General features: G+C 65.7%; 12 protein-coding genes. All 12 read right to left on the bottom strand.

The features are described from left to right. Nucleotides 1–10 precede the first annotated feature (10 nt). The 12 genes from ACZ46K_RS07385 to ACZ46K_RS07330 all read right to left on the bottom strand — a co-directional run bounded on the left by ACZ46K_RS07385 (nt 11) and on the right by ACZ46K_RS07330 (nt 16821). Entirely contained in the window at nt 11–1159 is a 1149-nt protein-coding gene (locus ACZ46K_RS07385; protein WP_464747425.1) for an acyl-CoA dehydrogenase family protein, read from the bottom strand. 18 nt (nt 1160–1177) lie between these two features. Beyond that, nucleotides 1178–2689 (bottom strand): acyl-CoA synthetase, encoded by a 1512-nt coding sequence (locus tag ACZ46K_RS07380; RefSeq protein WP_464747424.1) that lies wholly within the window; start codon nt 2687–2689, stop codon nt 1178–1180. A 57-nt stretch (nt 2690–2746) separates the two neighbouring features. Further along, a complete protein-coding gene (locus tag ACZ46K_RS07375; protein WP_464749256.1) occupies nt 2747–3526 on the bottom strand; it encodes an enoyl-CoA hydratase in 780 nt (259 codons plus the stop codon). Nucleotides 3527–3603: 77 nt separating this feature from the next. Next, the gene (locus ACZ46K_RS07370; protein ID WP_464747422.1) at nt 3604–4434 is read right to left on the bottom strand and encodes an SDR family oxidoreductase; all 831 of its coding nucleotides are present in this window, start codon (nt 4432–4434) and stop codon (nt 3604–3606) included. Nucleotides 4435–4438: 4 nt separating this feature from the next. Then, complete coding sequence (locus tag ACZ46K_RS07365; protein ID WP_464747420.1) at nt 4439–6391, bottom strand: hydantoinase B/oxoprolinase family protein; 1953 nt, start codon at nt 6389–6391, stop codon at nt 4439–4441. Further along, complete coding sequence (locus tag ACZ46K_RS07360) at nt 6388–8490, bottom strand: hydantoinase/oxoprolinase family protein (RefSeq protein ID WP_054806109.1); 2103 nt, start codon at nt 8488–8490, stop codon at nt 6388–6390. The genes ACZ46K_RS07365 and ACZ46K_RS07360 overlap by 4 nt, the downstream gene beginning before the upstream one ends. A gap of 202 nt (nt 8491–8692) precedes the next feature. Continuing rightward, entirely contained in the window at nt 8693–9355 is a 663-nt protein-coding gene (locus ACZ46K_RS07355; RefSeq protein WP_464747418.1) for an SRPBCC family protein, read from the bottom strand. Further along, nucleotides 9352–11838 (bottom strand): aerobic carbon-monoxide dehydrogenase large subunit, encoded by a 2487-nt coding sequence (cutA, locus tag ACZ46K_RS07350; RefSeq protein ID WP_464749255.1) that lies wholly within the window; start codon nt 11836–11838, stop codon nt 9352–9354. The genes ACZ46K_RS07355 and cutA overlap by 4 nt, the downstream gene beginning before the upstream one ends. Nucleotides 11839–11855: 17 nt before the next feature. Then, entirely contained in the window at nt 11856–12458 is a 603-nt protein-coding gene (locus tag ACZ46K_RS07345; RefSeq protein ID WP_464749254.1) for a (2Fe-2S)-binding protein, read from the bottom strand. A 68-nt stretch (nt 12459–12526) separates the two neighbouring features. After that, entirely contained in the window at nt 12527–13441 is a 915-nt protein-coding gene (locus ACZ46K_RS07340) for an FAD binding domain-containing protein (RefSeq protein ID WP_054809893.1), read from the bottom strand. Between the two features lie 87 nt (nt 13442–13528). Next, the gene (locus tag ACZ46K_RS07335) at nt 13529–14995 is read right to left on the bottom strand and encodes a uracil-xanthine permease family protein (RefSeq protein ID WP_464747416.1); all 1467 of its coding nucleotides are present in this window, start codon (nt 14993–14995) and stop codon (nt 13529–13531) included. 161 nt (nt 14996–15156) lie between these two features. Beyond that, nucleotides 15157–16821, bottom strand: coding sequence for a helix-turn-helix domain-containing protein (locus tag ACZ46K_RS07330; protein WP_464747414.1), 1665 nt, complete (start codon nt 16819–16821; stop codon nt 15157–15159). Nucleotides 16822–16928: the final 107 nt, after the last annotated feature.

The following is a 16928-nucleotide window of genomic DNA, read 5'->3' as shown; positions in this document are numbered from 1 at the left end:
CTCCGCATCCCTACAATGACCGTGCGATAAGGGATTTCATCACTTCGTTCGCGCCGGCGTAGATCCGCTGAACCCGTGCGTCCTCGTACATCCGCGCGATCAGGTACTCGCGCATGTACCCGTAGCCGCCGTGCAGCTGCACGCACCGATCGATCACTTCGCACTGCTTGTCGGTGAGCCAGTACTTGACCATCGCGGCGTCGGACGCGTCCAGCGTGCCGTGGAGGTGCTTCTCGATGCAGTAGTCGAGGAACACCCGGCTGGTTCGCGCAATGGTCTGGCACTCGGCGAGTTCGAACGCGGTGTTCTGGAATTCGAACAGACTGTGCCCGAATGCTTCCCGCGCCTTCGTGTAGCGGACGGTCTCCTCCACCGCGCGTTCCATCGCACCCGCGGCCTGTGCGCCGATGATGAGTCGTTCCTGCACGAGTTGTGCCATGAGCTGACCGAATCCGAGACCTTCCGATTCGCCGAGCAGGTTCGACACCGGCACCCGGACGTCGACGAACGACAACTCCGAGGTGTCCGCCGCGTGCTGGCCCACTTTGTCGAGTACGCGGCCGACCTCGAAGCCGTCACAGTCACGAAGGTCGACGATCAGCAGGGACACGCCCTTGGCGCCTGCCTTCGGATCGGTTTTGACGGCGAGCACGATGACGTCGGCAGAGGAACCGTTGGTGATGAACGTCTTGCTGCCGTTGACCACGTAGTGGTCGCCGTCGCGGATCGCGCTGGTCTTGATCGCCTTGAGGTCGGACCCGGCGGTCGGCTCGGTCATACCGATCGCACCGAGGATCTCACCGGTAGCCATTCCCGGCAGCCACGTCGTCTTCTGTTCTTCGGTGCCGTATTCGAGGATGTAGTGCGCGACGATGCCGCTGTGCACCGAGACCCCGAATGCGAGGTCGCCGGAGTAGCCCTGGGCTTCGAACACCGCGAGATCGTGCGCGAATGTGCCTCCGCCACCGCCGTATTCCTCGGGTACCGAGCACAACAGCAGACCCAGCTTGCCTGCCTTCAACCACACCTCGCGGTCGATGCGGCGCTGCGCGTCCCACTTCTCGGCATGGCCCATGACCTCGCGCTCGAAGAAGTCGCTCGCGAGTTCGTGGACGGCGCCCACTTCGTCGTCGTACCACGAGGGAACGTGCTTGTTCATGATGAAAGTCCTCTTCTTCTAACGGAGTTCACGCTTGAGGAGCTTGCCGCTCTGGTTCCGCGGCAGCGTGTCGACGAATCGCACCGCCTTGGGCACCTTGAACGGAGCGAGGTTCTGCTTCACGTGGTCGATGAGCTCACGCTCGGTGGCGGACTGTCCGTCCTTGAGCACGACGACCGCGGTGACGGCCTCGATCCATTTTTCGTCCGGAGTGCCGATCACCGCGACCTCGGCGACCGCGCTGTGCAGATAGAGTGCATCTTCCACCTCGCGGGACGCCACCAGGATGCCCCCGGTGTTGATGACGTCCTTGATGCGATCCACAACCGTGATGTAGCCCTCGGTGTCGCGGGTGACGAGATCGCCGGAGTGGAACCAGCCGTCGCGGAACGCTTCCGCGGTGGCCTCGGCGTTCTCCCAGTAGCCGAGGCACAGCTGCGGTGACCGGTACAGGACCTCACCGGATTCGCCGTCGGGCACATCGTTGCCCTCGGCGTCGACCACGCGGGTCTCGACGAACAGGATCGCCTTCCCGCACGACGACGGACGGTCCTCGTGCTCTTCAGGTCGCAGTACGCACGCGAGCGGGCCGATCTCGGATTGGCCGAAGCAGTTGTAGAACGCCAGGTCCGGGTAGCGTTCGCGCAGCCGGTTCAGCACCGTGACGGGCATGATCGACGCACCGTATTGGGCCTTGCGCAGCGACGACAGATCTCGGGTCGCGAGATCGGGATGATTGGCGAGCGGCACCCACACGGTCGGCGCGAGGAACAGCGACCCGACGGACTCCTCCTCGACCATGCGCAGGATCGCCGGGATGTCGGGCGCAGGTAGCAGGCGGATCGTTGCGCCGATCGCAAGGTACGGGAGCATGAACACATGCATCGCCGCCGAATGGTACAGCGGCATGCAGATGAGCGGGTTGTCGTCGGCCGCGAGATCGAGCGCAACGATCGACGACGTGTACTCGAACACAAGAGCACGATGAGTCATCATGGCGCCCTTGGGCTTCGACGTAGTTCCCGAGGTATAGAGCAGCTGCACGAGATCGGTGTCGGCCACGTCGGCATCGACAGCGAGAACGTCACCGGCCGCGGCAATTGCGAGCAGCGAATCGTCGGCGTCGCGCAGAGCAAGGACGATGTCGGCCGGCACGTCCGAGCGCACCCGGTCGATGTTCTCGCGCAGTGCCGGATCGACGAGAATTGCCCGCGCACCCGACTGCCCGAGCAGGTAGACCAACTCGTCGCCGCGGAGCGCGTAGTTGATCGGCACGTGCACGAGCCCTGCGCGCGCGACGGCGAGGTAACCGATCACGTAGGCGTCGGAGTTCGTGCCGTACGCAGCGACACGGTCTCCGGACGACAGCCCGAGCGACAGCAGGTGCGCGGCCGCGCGCGACACAGCGTCGTCGAGTTCCCGATACGTGACCGTGCGGTCGTCGAACCGCAATGCGACACGATCGGGGAAGCGTCCCGCAGAACGTCGGACGATGGCATCGACGGTGCTCGAACGAGGATCGGAGCTCATGTCGACGAGGTTATAGGACGTCCAACAACCGGTCCAGGCCTCGGAGTCGGAAGTCCGTCAACGGCCCTGCCACACCGGCGCCCGCTTCTCCACGAAGGCGGTCATGCCTTCCTGCGCATCGCAGATCATCGCGTTCTGGGCCATGGTCTCGCCCATCTCCTCGTACGCCTGATCCTGAGGAAGATCGATCTGCCGGTAGAACGCCTCCTTGCCGATCTTCAATGTCGCGGGAGAGGACCCGACGACCTTCGAGGCGAGCTTCGTCGTCTCGGTCTCCAGCTCTTCCGGGTCGACGACGAAATTCACCAGCCCCCAGTCCGCGGCGGTCTGCGCGTCGATCGTTTCCCCGGTGAGCAGCATCTGCAGCGCGCGTTTGCGTCCGATCGCGCGACTCACCGCAACCATCGGTGTCGAGCAGAACAGGCCGATCTTCACCCCCGGCGTACCGAACACCGCCGTCGACGACGCCACCGCGAGATCGCACGCCGCCACCAGTTGGCATCCGGCCGCGACCGCCGTGCCCTGCACCGAGGCGATCACCGGCTGCGGGACCGACTGCACCGTCCGCATCATCTCGGTGCACGTATCGAAGACGGCCCGCTCCTCCTCGAGGGTGCGACCGATCATCTCCCGCAGATTGTGTCCGGCAGAGAACACCGGCCCCTCGGCCCGGATCACGATCACCCGAACTGCGGGTTCGGCCGACAACGTCCTCAGCCCGAGTGTCACCTCGCGCATGGTTGCCACCGACAGCGGATTCCGCTGCTCCGGACGGTTGAGGGTGAGCACACCGATGGCGGTCGGTTCGTCGACCGCGATCAGCACGGACGCGGGCAGGGTCTCATCGGCAGAGCGGCCGTTCGCGTGGTGATCCGTCACAGCCCTTTCCTACACGACGCGAGCGGAGAAGAAGCTCACATCGCCCGGACCAGCTCGGCAACGCCGAGGGGCGCACGCCCCAGCAATCCACGTAGCGGCGCGCTCCCCGCGACGAATCCGTGCCGGTCGTAGAAGTCGAACATCGCAGCCAGGCGTGCACGCGCGTCGTCGGTGAGGCCCTGCCCGTGCCGCTCCTCCCACTCGGCGACCGAGATGCGGCTCGCCTTCACGGGACGGACGGCCCGCTCACACAGCTGCCGGACACCGATCGTCTCGGGCCCACCGAGCTCGTATGTCGCACCGTGGTGGACGGCGGCGCCCTCGACCAGGACGCGCGCCGCCGCTTCGGCGACGTCGGCAAGCGCGACGAACGAGAACGGCGCGTCGAGGTCGTACGGCACTTCGAGGGTGTCCACCGACCCGTCGAGTACAGCACCGAAGTTCTCCGCGTACGCACAGGGTTGCAGCACCGTCCACCTCACACCGCCGAAGGTGTGCAGCAGGTCCTCGCAGCGGGCCTTGTCGAGATGGTGGGGCATCTCGGGCGTGTACGGCCACGCAACGGAGTGGTAGACGACGTGGTCGACGCCCGTCGCTGCGGCGGCCTCGAGGACCCGGTGCAGCAGCGCAGGCTCGTCGGGGTGCACGTTGGGGGCGATGAAGTACACGCCCCGGCACCCCGACAACGCGTCGTTCAGACCTGTACCGGTCTCGAGATCGACGGCCCGATCGTCCGCCCGCCGGGCGGTATGCACCACCCGGCGAACGGAGGCCTTCCCCTCGAGAGCTGCCGCGACCGCAGTTCCCGTCTTTCCGCCGGCGCCGATCACTGCGAGATCGGCGCCGTGGGAGAAGGTCGGATCCACGCTGTCAGCTCCCGATGAAGTCGTACTCGGCGAACTTCGCTCCTCCGGAAAGGCGCTCGTAGCCGGGTCCGCGATCGAAGAACGGCTCTTCTGCGGAGCGCTCCGACCGCATCTGCTCGCGCAGTGCCTCGGTCGCCGAGATATCCGCGGTCGGCGCGTCGACCGACGCGTCCTTCAGCACGACACCGTAGTCGGCGCGCGCTCCGTCGACAGACACCTTGCGCCACAGCACGTCTCGGACGACCTCGTCGACAGGCCGGTCGAGCGGGTCACCCCAGCCGCCGCCACCGGTGGTGCGGATCCGGACCACTTCGCCGGCCTTGATGGGTTCGGCGTCGGTGAGTGCGTCGAATTCGCGCTCGTCGGGAGTGCCCGGATTCAGGACGACGGAGAACGGCCGTCCCGCCTTACCTCCCTTGACGCCCCAGCACGCGAGGATGGAGCGGTCGGCGATGGACATGAAGTGCGCATCCTTGAGCATCCGGATGTGCTTCTCGTATCCCAGACCACCGCGATACCGCCCGGCTCCACCGGAATCGATGGCCAGACCCAGCTTTTCGACGATGAAGGGGAATCGGCTCTCGGTGAATTCCGTCGGCAGGTTGCGCGAGTCGGGCACGACGTGGATGGTGTCCTCGCCGTCCGCATAGTTGCGTCCACCGGAGCCGCCGCCCAGCACCTCACGCATGAGGTACGAGTGGCCTTCGAAGTCCTCGCCGTACACACCGGTGTAGCGGATGGTCTCCTGGTCTGCGGGCATGTTGCCGTCGACGGCCTTCGCGACCACACCGGCCAGCACACCGAGCAGGCGCAGGATCACGAACGTGCGGGCGTTGGTGGGCGCCGGGAAGATCGGCGTGATGAGCGTGCCCTTCTCCGGGAACTTCATCTCGATCAACGGCACGACACCCTCGTTGACGTCGAGTTCGGCCATGCGTTCCGGGGTGTCCGCCAGGTTGCGGAGGATCGGGGCCAGCCACTTGATGAGGAAGTTGCCGTCGGCGTAGTCGCCGCAGTGGTTGATCGGCCCCTTCGCCTGCGGACCGGTGCCGTTGAAATCGAGGATCAGGCGTTCCCCGCCCTCGTCCTCCGGTCCCGTCTTCGTCAAGGTGATCCGCTGAACGTGCAGCATCGGTTCGTCCACACCATCGTGCTCGGCGTAGTCCTCCCAGGTGTACTCACCCTTCGGGATCTTGCTGAGGATCTCGCGGCGGTAGGTTTCCGTCGTGGCGTCCATCATCGCGTCGAAGCAGGACTCGACGGTCTCCACGCCGTACCGCTCGAACAGTTCCGTGAGGCGCCGCGCGCCCATGAGGCACGCGGAGCATTCGGCGTCGAGATCGGCGGCCAGCGCGTCGGGTGTCCGTGAGTTGCGGGTCATGATGCGCAGGGCCGCCTCGTTGGGAACACCCTGGTCCCACAACTTGATCGGCGGAACCATCAGGCCTTCTTCGAACACCGTGGTGGCACCCGACGGCATCGATCCCGGGCAGCAACCGCCGATGTCGTCGTGGTGACCGAATGCCTGCACGAACGCGACGACCTTTGGCTCGGTTTCACCGGGGCGGGTCGCAAACACCGGCACCGTGACGCACAGGTCCGGCAGGTGGCCGATGCCGCCTTCGGACAGATAGACGTCGTTGTGGAAGAACACGTCGCCGGGTTTCATGGTGTCGAGCGGGAAGTCCCGCGCGATCGGGTGAACCAAAGCCGAATACGAACGGCCCGTGAGCTTCCGGAGGTTCCGGTCGTGGATTCCCGCACGGAAGTCATGGGCGTCGCGGATCATCGGCGACCGCGAGGTCCGCGAGATGGAGGTCTCCACTTCCATCTCGACACTCGCGAGATAGCCGGCGACGATCTCCACGAGCACCGGGTCTGGTGCCGCTCCCCCGACGTCGGTCAGCCGGTAAGGCTTGGCCGCCTGGGCGGCGGCAGAATCGAGGATCGCGCTCATCGGTTCGCTCCGTTCGAGTCGGACGTCTTGGTGATACGGATGTTCCCGAACACGTCGACGCGTGCGCGGAATCCGGGGTGGACGGGAATGGTGGAGCTGAACTCCTCGATCACTGCGGGTCCATCCAATTCGTCGCCCGCACCGAGCAGGGAACGGTCGTAGACCTGGGTGGTGACCCACTCGTCGAAGTACGCCTCGCGAGTGCCTGTGACGGCGCTGTCCGCGCCGCGACCTGCCGCGATCTCCTTCAGTTCGGGACGTTTGATGGGTCCGATGCCGCTCACGCGCAGATTGACCCACTCCACATGCTGATGCGGATCGCCGCAGAAGTCGTATCCGTAGAGTTCGCGGTGGGCATCGTGGAATCGTGCCGCCGCCTCGTCCATCAACTCTCGGGTGACGGGCCCGTCGCCGAGCGGTACCCGCACCTCGAAAGCCTGACCGAGATACCGGAGGTCGGCCGAGCGTGCGTAGCGACGCTCGTCGGGAGCGAAACCTTCGTCGGCGAGCGCGCGCTCGGCTTCCACAGCGAGCGCGTCGAGCCCGGATTGCAGCTCGGCGACCTGCAGCCGGTCGTGCCGGCTCACGTGCGTCTGTACGTAGTCGTTGCGGACATCGACGGTGAGCAGGCCGAACGCCGAGACGTTGCCCGGGTTGAGCGGGACGAGAACATCTTTGAGACCGAGAATGTCGATGAGGCGGCACGCGAGCAGCGAACCGGAACCTCCGAAGGTCACAAGCGTGAAGTCTCGGACGTCGAGTCCCCGCTTGACGGTGACCTGCCGCAATGCGTTCGCCTGATTCCACGCCGAGACCTCGAGGATTCCGGTGGCGCACGCCTCGAACCCGAGCCCGAGTCGGTGTGCGAGTTCCTCGACCCCCTTGCGAGCAAGTTCGGTGTCGAGCGGGATCTCACCGCCGAGCAGATGCGGGGGAATCCGACCGAGCAGCACGTGCGCGTCGGTGATGGTCGGTTCGTTGCCACCCTTGCCGTAGCACAGCGGTCCGGGATCGGCGCCGGCCGACTGCGGGCCGACGCGCAACGTGCCCTCGGGAGTCATCCACGCGATCGAGCCGCCACCGGCACCGACGGTGACCACGTCGATCATCGGGATCTTCGACGGGTACACACCGACCCGGCCTTCGGTGGTGAGAGCAGGCTCGCCGCCGACCACCACGGTGACATCAGTGGAAGTGCCACCGCCGTCGCACGTGAGTACCTGATCCACTCCCGCGACACCCGCGATGAGTGCGGCGCCGAGCGCGCCCGCGGCAGGACCGGACAGGACCGTCGTGATCGGCTGATTCACAACTTCTTTCGCCGACAGCACGCCGCCGTTCGACTTCATCACATAGAACGGGATGTCGCGCGATTCACCGTCGAGCGAGGAGAACTCGCGCAGACGGTTCGCAATGTTGCCCACATAGCTGCGGATATTGGGTTTGACGGAGGCGTCGACGAGGGTCGTGATGGACCGCTCGTACTCGCGGTACTCGCGCAGCACCTCGCTCGAGATGCTCACGGTCGCCTCGGGGTACTCGTCGAGCAGGATGTCGTGGACGCGACGCTCGTGCTCCGGGTTCGCATAGGAGTGCATCAGGCACACGCCGATGGTGCGGACTTCGCTGTCCCGGAAGAACCGGGCGGCGGCGCGGACGTCGTCCTCGTTCAACGGGCGAATCTCTTTGCCCTCGAAGTTGAGTCGTCCACCCACCGTGCGGACCCGGTCGGCCGGGACGATGCGGTCGGGCTTGACCCAGAAATAGGAGTTGCCGTAGCCGTCCGGAACGGACTGGCGAGCGATCTCCAGCACGTGCTCGTAACCCTCGGTGGTGATGAATCCGAGGTGTCCGACCTTGCCTTCGAGCAGCTTGTTGGTCGCAACGGTGGTGCCGTGACTGACAGCCCCGATCGCATCGCCGGTCTCGCCGAGCTTCGCGAGCACCTTCTCGATACCGGCGAGGAAACCCACCGCCGGGTCCGCCGGAGTGGACGGGGTCTTCGTCGTGACAATCGCACCGGACTCGTCGTCCACGGCCACGATGTCCGTGAATGTGCCGCCGGTGTCGATACCGACCCGAATCTTCCTGGATCCCACACTTCCTCCTGGGTTCGTCTCGCCGGTTCTTCCCTGACGCTTGTTGACATTCCACCCGCTGCGCGACGCCGATTCTTTGTCACATATCGCCGAACTCACCCCCGCATGTTCGGGGCTTCTTGCATCGACGGCTGCATACACGACGGCACCCCGAGCCGCTGGGGCCCGGGGTGCCGTCGAGTTGGGTCCACCAGCCACAGCCCTACCTGCGGGCGAGGATCCCTCCGAGGACGACACCGGCGAGCGCGATGCCTGCACCCACGGCCGCCGAAGCCAGAACTGTGGCAACCGACGCGCCCTGGTAGGAGTACTGCGATGTGGCGGCCGCCGGGGCAGGAGCGACCCCGGTCGGCGCGATCACGGCTGTCGCACTCTCGGATGCAGCACTCGAGGCAACAGGCACAACCTCGCCCGTGGGTTCAGGGATACCGTTCGCGATCACCCCGTCGATACCGTTGAAGAACACCCCCGCCATCTTCTTGGCGACGCCGGTGATCATTCGCTGACCCACACCGCCGACCATTCCGCCCACGACGGCGTCGGCATCGTAGGTCAGGACAGTGCCTCCGTCGCGCTCTTCGAGCCGTACTGTCACGTCGGCCTTGACCGTCCCCGGCGCCCCGGAGCCCGAGGCGGTCATGACGAACGAGTCGGGCCTGTTCTGCTGGGACAGAAGAACTTCGCCGTCGTAGGTGCCCTTGATCGAGGCGACCCCCGCCGTGATGGACAGCTTGTAGTGGTTGTCGCTGATCTGCTCGAGCGACTGCACACCGGGAATGGTGGCCGCGAGAACGCGGCCGTCCTGCAGGCTGTCGTACACGACCTCCGGCGGGGCGAGCAGCTGCGCGGTACCGGCGATTCTCATTCGTTCTCCTTGCTCCGTGTCGCCGCGTGAGTCAGACGCAGCTCGAACAACTCCGAGGGGGAAATCGGCATGGACGTGATGGGGATGCCCTCCGCATCCTCGATCGCGGCGGCGATGACGGCCGAGGTCGGGATCACACCTGCCTCACCTGCACCTTTCATGCCGAGAGGATTGAGCGCAGACGGAGTCACCGTGTGGTCCATCTCGAGGGAATCGGGCATCTCGGTGACGAACGGCATGAGGAAATCCATGTACGACGCATTGAGCATCTGTCCGTGCTCGTCGTAGACGATCCGCTCGTACAGCGCACCGCCGATGCCCTGGGCCACCGCGCCCATCACCTGGCCTTCGACGATCCGCGGGTTGATCACGTTGCCGCAGTCGTGCACCACCGCGTACTTCCGCACGTGGATCTCCGCGGTGACGGGATCGGTTTCGACGATCGCGGCGTGGACACCGGACGCGAACGTCGACGTGGGTGGCGAGTAGTAACCGGTGGCCTCGAGCCCCGGTTGCTCGCCTTCGCGAACCGGCGGAACCGTCATGTCGGTGTCGACCTTGGCGAACCCGGTCGCCTGACGGGACGCCTCGTCGAATGCGTATCTCAGCGGATTGGACAGCACCGCGACCACCCCGAGCGGGATGGAGGTGCCCTCGGCGCCGGGATCGGTACCGACGACACATACGTGCCCGCCACGCAGCTCGAGGCTCGACGGGTCGACATGCAGGTGCTCGGCGGCGATCTTCTTCGCCTTCTCCGCAACCATCTGCGCCGCGACATGGAACGCCGAGCCGGACATGACGGCACCGCGTGACGCGAACGTGCCCACCGCGTAACCGAACCGGCGAGTATCTCCGGTCACGATCTCGACATCCGACACGGAGACACCGAGATCGTCGGCGACGATCTGCGCGAACGACGTCTGGTGGCCCTGGCCTTGGGTGGTCAGGCCGGTGGCCGCCTTGATCTTTCCGGACGTCTCGACCAGCACGTGAGCACCCTCGTACGGGCCCGGGCCGGTGCCTTCGACGTACGCACCGATACCGATCCCGACGGTGCGCCCCTCGGCTTTCGCCTGCGTCTTGTACTCGGGGAAACCGTCCCAGTCGATGAGTTCCTTGAGCTTGTCGATGCCGGCCTGGTAGTCGCCGGTGTCGTAGATGAGTGGTCGGCCGTCCTGGAAGGTGAGGTGGAAGTCGTAGGGCATTTCCTCCGGCCGGATGAGATTGGCCTCGCGCACCGCGATGACATCCTTGCCGAGGTATTTCGCGATCGCGTCCATCGACCGTTCCATCGCGAACACGCCCTGTGGCCGGCCGGCGCCGCGGTAGGGCGTGACGATGACTGTGTTCGTATACAGCGAATAGGCATCCACCCGGAAGGATTTCGGCTTGTACGGCCCCAGCACCTGCGTCGAGGTGTTGAGGATGACGATGATGCCGTACGGCAGGTAGGCGCCGTTGTCGTGCCAGATGGAGAAGTCGAACGCCAGCAGCCGGCCTTCGTCGTCGAACCCGATGGTCACCTCGTGCAACTGCCCGCGTTCGTGCGCGCTGGAGACGAAATGTTCACGCCGGTCTTCGACCCATTTCACCTCGTTGGAGATGCCTGCCTGCCCGAGTCTGCGGGCAGCCCATGTCACCATCACCTCTTCGGGCCACGGATGCACGATCTTCACACCGAAGCCACCGCCGACATCGGGGGCGATGCAGTGCACCTTGTTGTGCGCCATACCGAGCCGCGCGGCGATCGCGGCGCGCGCCGATGTCGACGTCTGCGTGGATGTCCAGAACGTCAGGGCCTTCTCGTCGTCGTCCCAGCGCGCGTAGACGCCCTTGCCTTCCATCGGCATCGAGGCCGACCGCTCGATCTCGAGGTTCAGTGTCAACCGGTGCGGTGCAGCTTCGAGTTCGGCGTCGACGTCGCCGAATCCGTGCTGCAGGTGTGCCGCGACATTGTCCGCGACATCAGGATGGACGGTGTGCTCGGCACGACGGGACACGTCGATACCGACGACCTCGGGCAACGTGTCGTAGGTGACGTCGATGAGGGCGCACGCGTCCTCCGCGATGTACCGGTTGTCGGCCACGACCATCGCGATGGCCTCGCCGACGTGGTTCACCTCGTCCTTCGCGAGCGGATACCCGTTGCGGGGCGCGGTGATCGCGGGATGCGGAATCAGCAGCGGCAGATTCTCCGCCATCTCCGGGGTGTCGTCCACGAGATCGTCGTACGTGTAGATCGCGTGCACACCCGGCACATCGAGTGCGGCGTCGATATCGATGCCGACGATGCGGGCGTGGGCGTGCGGCGACCGGACGAACGCCGCGATGAGCGCGCCCTGCCCGAGGTCGTCGAGGTAGCGGCCCTGCCCGCTGAGCAGGCGGCGGTCCTCGCTGCGCGGAATCGGCTGGCCGAAGGACTTGCCCGACTCCCCCACGCTGTCGACACCGCGCGGCGCCCGTTCCAGGGCTGTGCCCATCGTGTGATCGGTGGTGGTCATGCTCGTCCCGCCTTTCCACCCACCGGGCTGGTGGTACCGCGGACCTTGCCGTCGAGCGAGGCACGCGCTGATTCGTCGTCGGGGCCGAGCGGTGATCCCCCGGCGCGTTCCCTCGTGATCTCCGCGGCACGGAGCACCGCGGCCTGGATGTTCTGGTATCCGGTGCAGCGGCAGAGATTGCCCGCGATCGCGTCGGTCGCCTCCTCTCTGGTGGGAGAGGGATTCTCTTCGAGATAGGCGGCGATGGTGGTGACGAAACCCGGTGTGCAGAATCCGCATTGCAGTCCGTGGCAGTCGATGAATGCCTGCTGCACGGGATGCAGCGTGCCGTCGGGTTCGACGAGCCCTTCGACCGTCGTCACCGAACGTCCCTCGAGGCTTGCGGCGAGGACCAGGCAGGAGCGGACGGGTTTGCCGTCGAGCAGCACCGTGCACGCGCCGCACACGCCGTGCTCGCATCCGACGTGGGTGCCGGTCTGGCGCAGATGGTGCCGGATCGCGTCGGACGCGAGTGTTCGTGACGGCAGGACGACCATCTGGGTGACCGAGTTCAACGTGAAGGTCACGGCGACATGCTGTTCGCCGGTCTCGGCCTCCATGTCGTTCACCTGTTCCTCCACGGTGCGTTCCGGTGCGCGACCTCGGCCTCCACGCGGCGTCGTGCTCGTCATGATCGTCCTCCTGTCGGCATCGGCATTCTCGTCCCGTCGCGCGCAGCATCCTGCGCGGCGGCGAAACCGACTCGTCCTGTCAGCGCCGCCACCAGCTGCGAGCGGTAGCGGGCGGTGGCGTGGATGTCCGCATCGGTTTCGACGGTCTCACGAGCCATCTCTGACAACTGCTGCCACATCGGGTCGCGGTCGTCGGTGGCCGATGCCCCGCGCAGGGCGTCGCTGTAGTCGACGACCTGACCGAGCTCCCCGGCGGACACGTAGGTCATGCGGGCGGACGCGACTGCGCCGTCCTCGACTTCCACCTGCGCCACGACACCCACGAGCGCGTAGTCACCATGGCGACGAGCAATCTCGTCGATGGCTGTGCCCACTCCGGGCCGGGCGGGCGGCACGGTCACACTCGTGGCGATCTCGTCGGGTTCGAGGGTCGATTCGAGCGGGCCGGCGAACAACTCGTCGGCCCTGATCTCCCGCACGCCGCGCACCGATCGCACGGTGAGCGTGCCGCTCAGCAACGCCAGCACGGCGGGCATCTCCGCAGAAGGGTCGGCGTGGACGATCGAACCCACTGTGGTGCCGCGGTTGCGGATCGTCGGATGCGCCACCAACCGCAGTGCCCGGCCGAGGAGGGGCTGCACCCTTGCGGCCGAGAGGTCGGCCTCGAGTGCGGTGTGGGTGGTGAGGGCATCGAAGGTGACACCCAGCTCAGATGAGGCGGACACCGAGTCGAGGCGGGGTATGGAGCCGATGTCCACAAGGTGCGCCGGCGCAGCGAGCCGCATCGACAGCAGCGGTATCAGCGATTGACCACCGGCGAGCACCTTGCCCTCATGGGCCACCCGCGCGAGAATCTCGCAGGCCTCGTCGATCGACCGGGGTCGGTGATAGGTGAGTGGCGACGGTTTCATTCAGTAGATCCTGCCCGCATCGTGCGTTCGGTGTTTGGTGAAGAAGTGACAACGCTCACGCCCTTCCTCTGTCAAAAGTAATCGTGATCACGCCGGTTGTTCGACCCGATCTCGGGCGATCCCCCCGTCGGGGTCGGTGTCGGGTTCCCGATCCGCATCGGTGCCACTGCCGACGGTGTCGGTATCAGTGCCACTGCCGACGGTGTCGGCATCATTCTTCGGCGCAATGGCCCGACACACGTGGTAGAGCACGATGACGACGATGGTGCCGAGCGCGATGCCGCTGAGCGAGAAGGTGTCGGTGAAGTTCAACGAGGTGTCGCCGATCGCGATGATCAGGCCTGCCGCGACGGGCATGAGGTTGACCGGGTTTCCGAAGTCGACGCCGTTCTCCTTCCAGATCTTGGCGCCGAGCAGGCCGATGATGCCGTAGAGGACGACGGTGATCCCACCGAGCACACCGCCGGGCGTCGCCGAGATCACGGCACCGAACTTGGGCGAGAATCCGAGCAGCATCGCGATCACACCGGCCGCCGCGTAAGCCGCGGTCGAGTACACCTTGGTCGCGGCCATGACACCGATGTTCTCGGCGTACGTGGTGGTCGGAGAACCACCGATTCCGGTCGCCATGGCCGTGGCGAGACCGTCCGCGGCAAGCGCGCGCCCCATCATCGGGTCCAGGTCGGTCTTCGTGATCTCGGCTACGGCCTTGACGTGGCCTGCGTTCTCCGCGATCAGCGCGATGACACCGGGCAGTACGAGCACGATGAAGGTGAGGCTGAAGGACGGGGCATGGATGCCGACGATGCCGTTGGCCTCATCGGTGAACGGGGGAAGTCCGAACCATGATGCGGACGCGACACCGTCCCAGTTGACGCGGAAGTGTTCGGTGACGGCCCCGGCGGTGGCGTCGTACGAGGTGATCGGCCCGGTGACCAGGTCGAGCACCCAGGACAGCGCGTATCCGAACAGGAGCGACAGGAAGATCGCCACCCGGCCGAGGAATCCGCGGAGGGCGACGCTGGAGATCACCAGCACCACCATCACGATCAAGGCGACCCACTGGTCCTGCGGCCAGTAGGTACCGGCCACGACCGGCGCCAGATTGAATCCGATGAGCATGACGACTGCGCCGGTGACGACAGGCGGCAGAATCCTGAACACCAGCGAGCCGCCGAGGAAGTGGATCGCCACACCGATCGCGGCGAGCACCAGGCCCGACACCATGATCGCGCCCGTCACCTCCGCGGTGGTGCCGCCTTGCGCGTGAATCGCCGCAATACCGCCGACGAACGCAGCCGATGTTCCGAGATAGCTGGGGATCCGGCCTTTCACGACGAGCAGGAAGAACAGCGTGCAGAAGCCCGAAAGCATCACCGCGAGCTGCGGATTGAGACCCATGATGATCGGGAAGACGAAGGTGGCACCGAACATCGACACCACGTGCTGACCGCCGAGCCCGATGGTGCGCCCCCAGGTCAGCCGTTCGTTCGGCGCGACCACTTGTCCCGGTTCGATGGTCTTCCCATCTCCGTGCAACGTCCATATGGCCATGGTCGAACCTTTCAGCCAGAGTGTGGTGCCAAGAGAGTCGACGTCGATTGTTACGGTTGTGTTGCCGCTCACACGTGCACCCGGATAGCCGCAAACGTTAATTGAGTCGGGACGCTGGAGGATAGGAACAATCTGCCAGTGCGCGACGGCAGATATTGGCACTATTGGGAATTGATCCCGCGCATGGCAATGATCTTGAGGGCGAGCGAGAGGTCGAGACGCAACTCGGGCTGCGCCGTGAACAGGCCCAGGATCTTCTCGAGCTTCGCAACCCGATATCGTAACGTGTTGTAATGAAAATGTAACTGGCGCGCAGTTTCTGCGATGTTGATGTTCGTTGCGAGCAGCACTTCGAGGGTGCGTCGCATGTCCTGCGCCTCAGCGGTGTCGTCGGTGAGTTCCTTGAGAGTCTCCCGCGCGAACGACTCGAGTTCGTCGGCGTCCTCGACGAGGCTGAGCAGGCGGTACACACCGAGATCGTCGAAGTGCGTCACCGCCCACGCCCCGGATATCTTGCGCCCCACTTCGAGTGCGGTTCTGGCCTGTCCGTACAGCGCCGGAAGATCGACCATCGACGACGACGCCCGCGACACCCCCACCCCGAACGGCCGACGCCCACCGCCTCCGGCGCCTCGCACCTGCGCGACAAGTTCGTGAACGAGGGTCATGGTGTCGCTACCTTCACCCATGAGGATCACCGTCTCCGTCGCCAGCGCTGTCACCGCGGCTCCTGGATCGCGCCCTGCGACAGCACCGACGAATGCTCGCGCCTGCCTCTCGACTACCGGTAGACGAGCGGGTGTGGGTGGTGCATCGTCGTCGACGACGTCGGGTTCGACAGCGACGACCACAATGGGGCGGTCGAGATTCCATCCGAACATCTGCGCGTGGACGATGACCTGCTCGGGATCGCCGCCACGCCCGCGCAACAGGTCGCGGACGAAGTTGGCGCGGTGCCGTTCCTCGACCGCCGACACGGCCAGTTCCCTGCTCACCACCAAGGCGCACACCGTCGCGGCCTGCTCGACGAGATACAGGTCCTCACTCGCGAGAGTGCGCCCCGGGCAGAAGAGTACGAGCCTGCCGTGGTCGATGCCGTTCGCCGAGATCGCGGCAATCGCCACGTACTCGTCACCGAAGCGATGCAGGCCGAGTCCGCCGTCGAGGGAATCCGTGCGGACACGGCCGGTCGCGTCCAATGCAGCGGTCGACGCAAGCCAACCGAAATCCGCGTCCGCTCCGGAACGGCAGGTCTGCCGGCCGTCCGGGGTGGTGATGAGCACGGCGCCACCGAGATCGCGTGCCACACTGTCGGCGAGCGCCTTGTGGCCGCCACCCGCCATCACGATCTCGAGCAGCCCGCGGCGCAGATGGTCGGCTCGCAGGACCGCGTCGACCTGCGTCTTCGCCATTTCCGAGAGTCCGTATGCGAGCTCGTGCTCGGCCGCGATATCACCGGCGGCCGTCACAACCGGGAAGGCTACGTCCCGCGCGATACCGTCCGGCAACGCAGTGTCCTCGTCGAGCCGAACGACGAGACCGGCGATCTCGTGCCGAGCCAGACGCGCGGTGAAGTCACCGATCGTTCCCGAGAGGCGGCGGAGCACGGTGGTCGAAGTGACGAGGAGTTGGTTCGGACGCAGCCACGGACCTATGTCCGGGAGCATCATCACGACCACATCGTGTACGTCACGTGCAGTAGCCACATCGCCCGCTATCACCGTCGGGGCAACGAGAAGACCCGACGCGACGACGTCGGCGAACGGAATCGGGTCGGATAGGGAGTACTGGGTACCGCCTGCGTCGGCATTCCGGGAGGTATTCATCTTCCGCACCGTCACAGCAACACCCGTTCACCTACCAGTAGTTCGTCCCGCCGGGCGCGAGACCATGACCATAGATTCCCGCCACGTCGTCGTCAACACGGTTCCGC

The organism is Rhodococcus sp. JCM 9793, assembly GCF_055380405.1.
The sequence above is the reverse complement of the archived record's forward strand: the minus strand, read 5'-3'. Positions and strand labels throughout refer to the sequence as shown.

Excerpts from the sequence above, each read along its gene's own strand:
- ACZ46K_RS07385 (WP_464747425.1), bottom strand. The coding sequence starts at position 1,159 with ATGAACAAGCACGTTCCCTCGTGGTACGACGACGAAGTGGGCGCCGTC.
- ACZ46K_RS07380 (WP_464747424.1), bottom strand. The coding sequence starts at position 2,689 with ATGAGCTCCGATCCTCGTTCGAGCACCGTCGATGCCATCGTCCGACGT.
- ACZ46K_RS07365 (WP_464747420.1), bottom strand. The coding sequence starts at position 6,391 with ATGAGCGCGATCCTCGATTCTGCCGCCGCCCAGGCGGCCAAGCCTTAC.
- ACZ46K_RS07355 (WP_464747418.1), bottom strand. The coding sequence starts at position 9,355 with ATGAGAATCGCCGGTACCGCGCAGCTGCTCGCCCCGCCGGAGGTCGTG.
- cutA (WP_464749255.1), bottom strand. The coding sequence starts at position 11,838 with ATGGGCACAGCCCTGGAACGGGCGCCGCGCGGTGTCGACAGCGTGGGG.
- ACZ46K_RS07345 (WP_464749254.1), bottom strand. The coding sequence starts at position 12,458 with ATGGAGGCCGAGACCGGCGAACAGCATGTCGCCGTGACCTTCACGTTG.
- ACZ46K_RS07340 (WP_054809893.1), bottom strand. The coding sequence starts at position 13,441 with ATGAAACCGTCGCCACTCACCTATCACCGACCCCGGTCGATCGACGAG.
- ACZ46K_RS07335 (WP_464747416.1), bottom strand. The coding sequence starts at position 14,995 with ATGGCCATATGGACGTTGCACGGAGATGGGAAGACCATCGAACCGGGA.
- ACZ46K_RS07330 (WP_464747414.1), bottom strand. The coding sequence starts at position 16,821 with ATGAATACCTCCCGGAATGCCGACGCAGGCGGTACCCAGTACTCCCTA.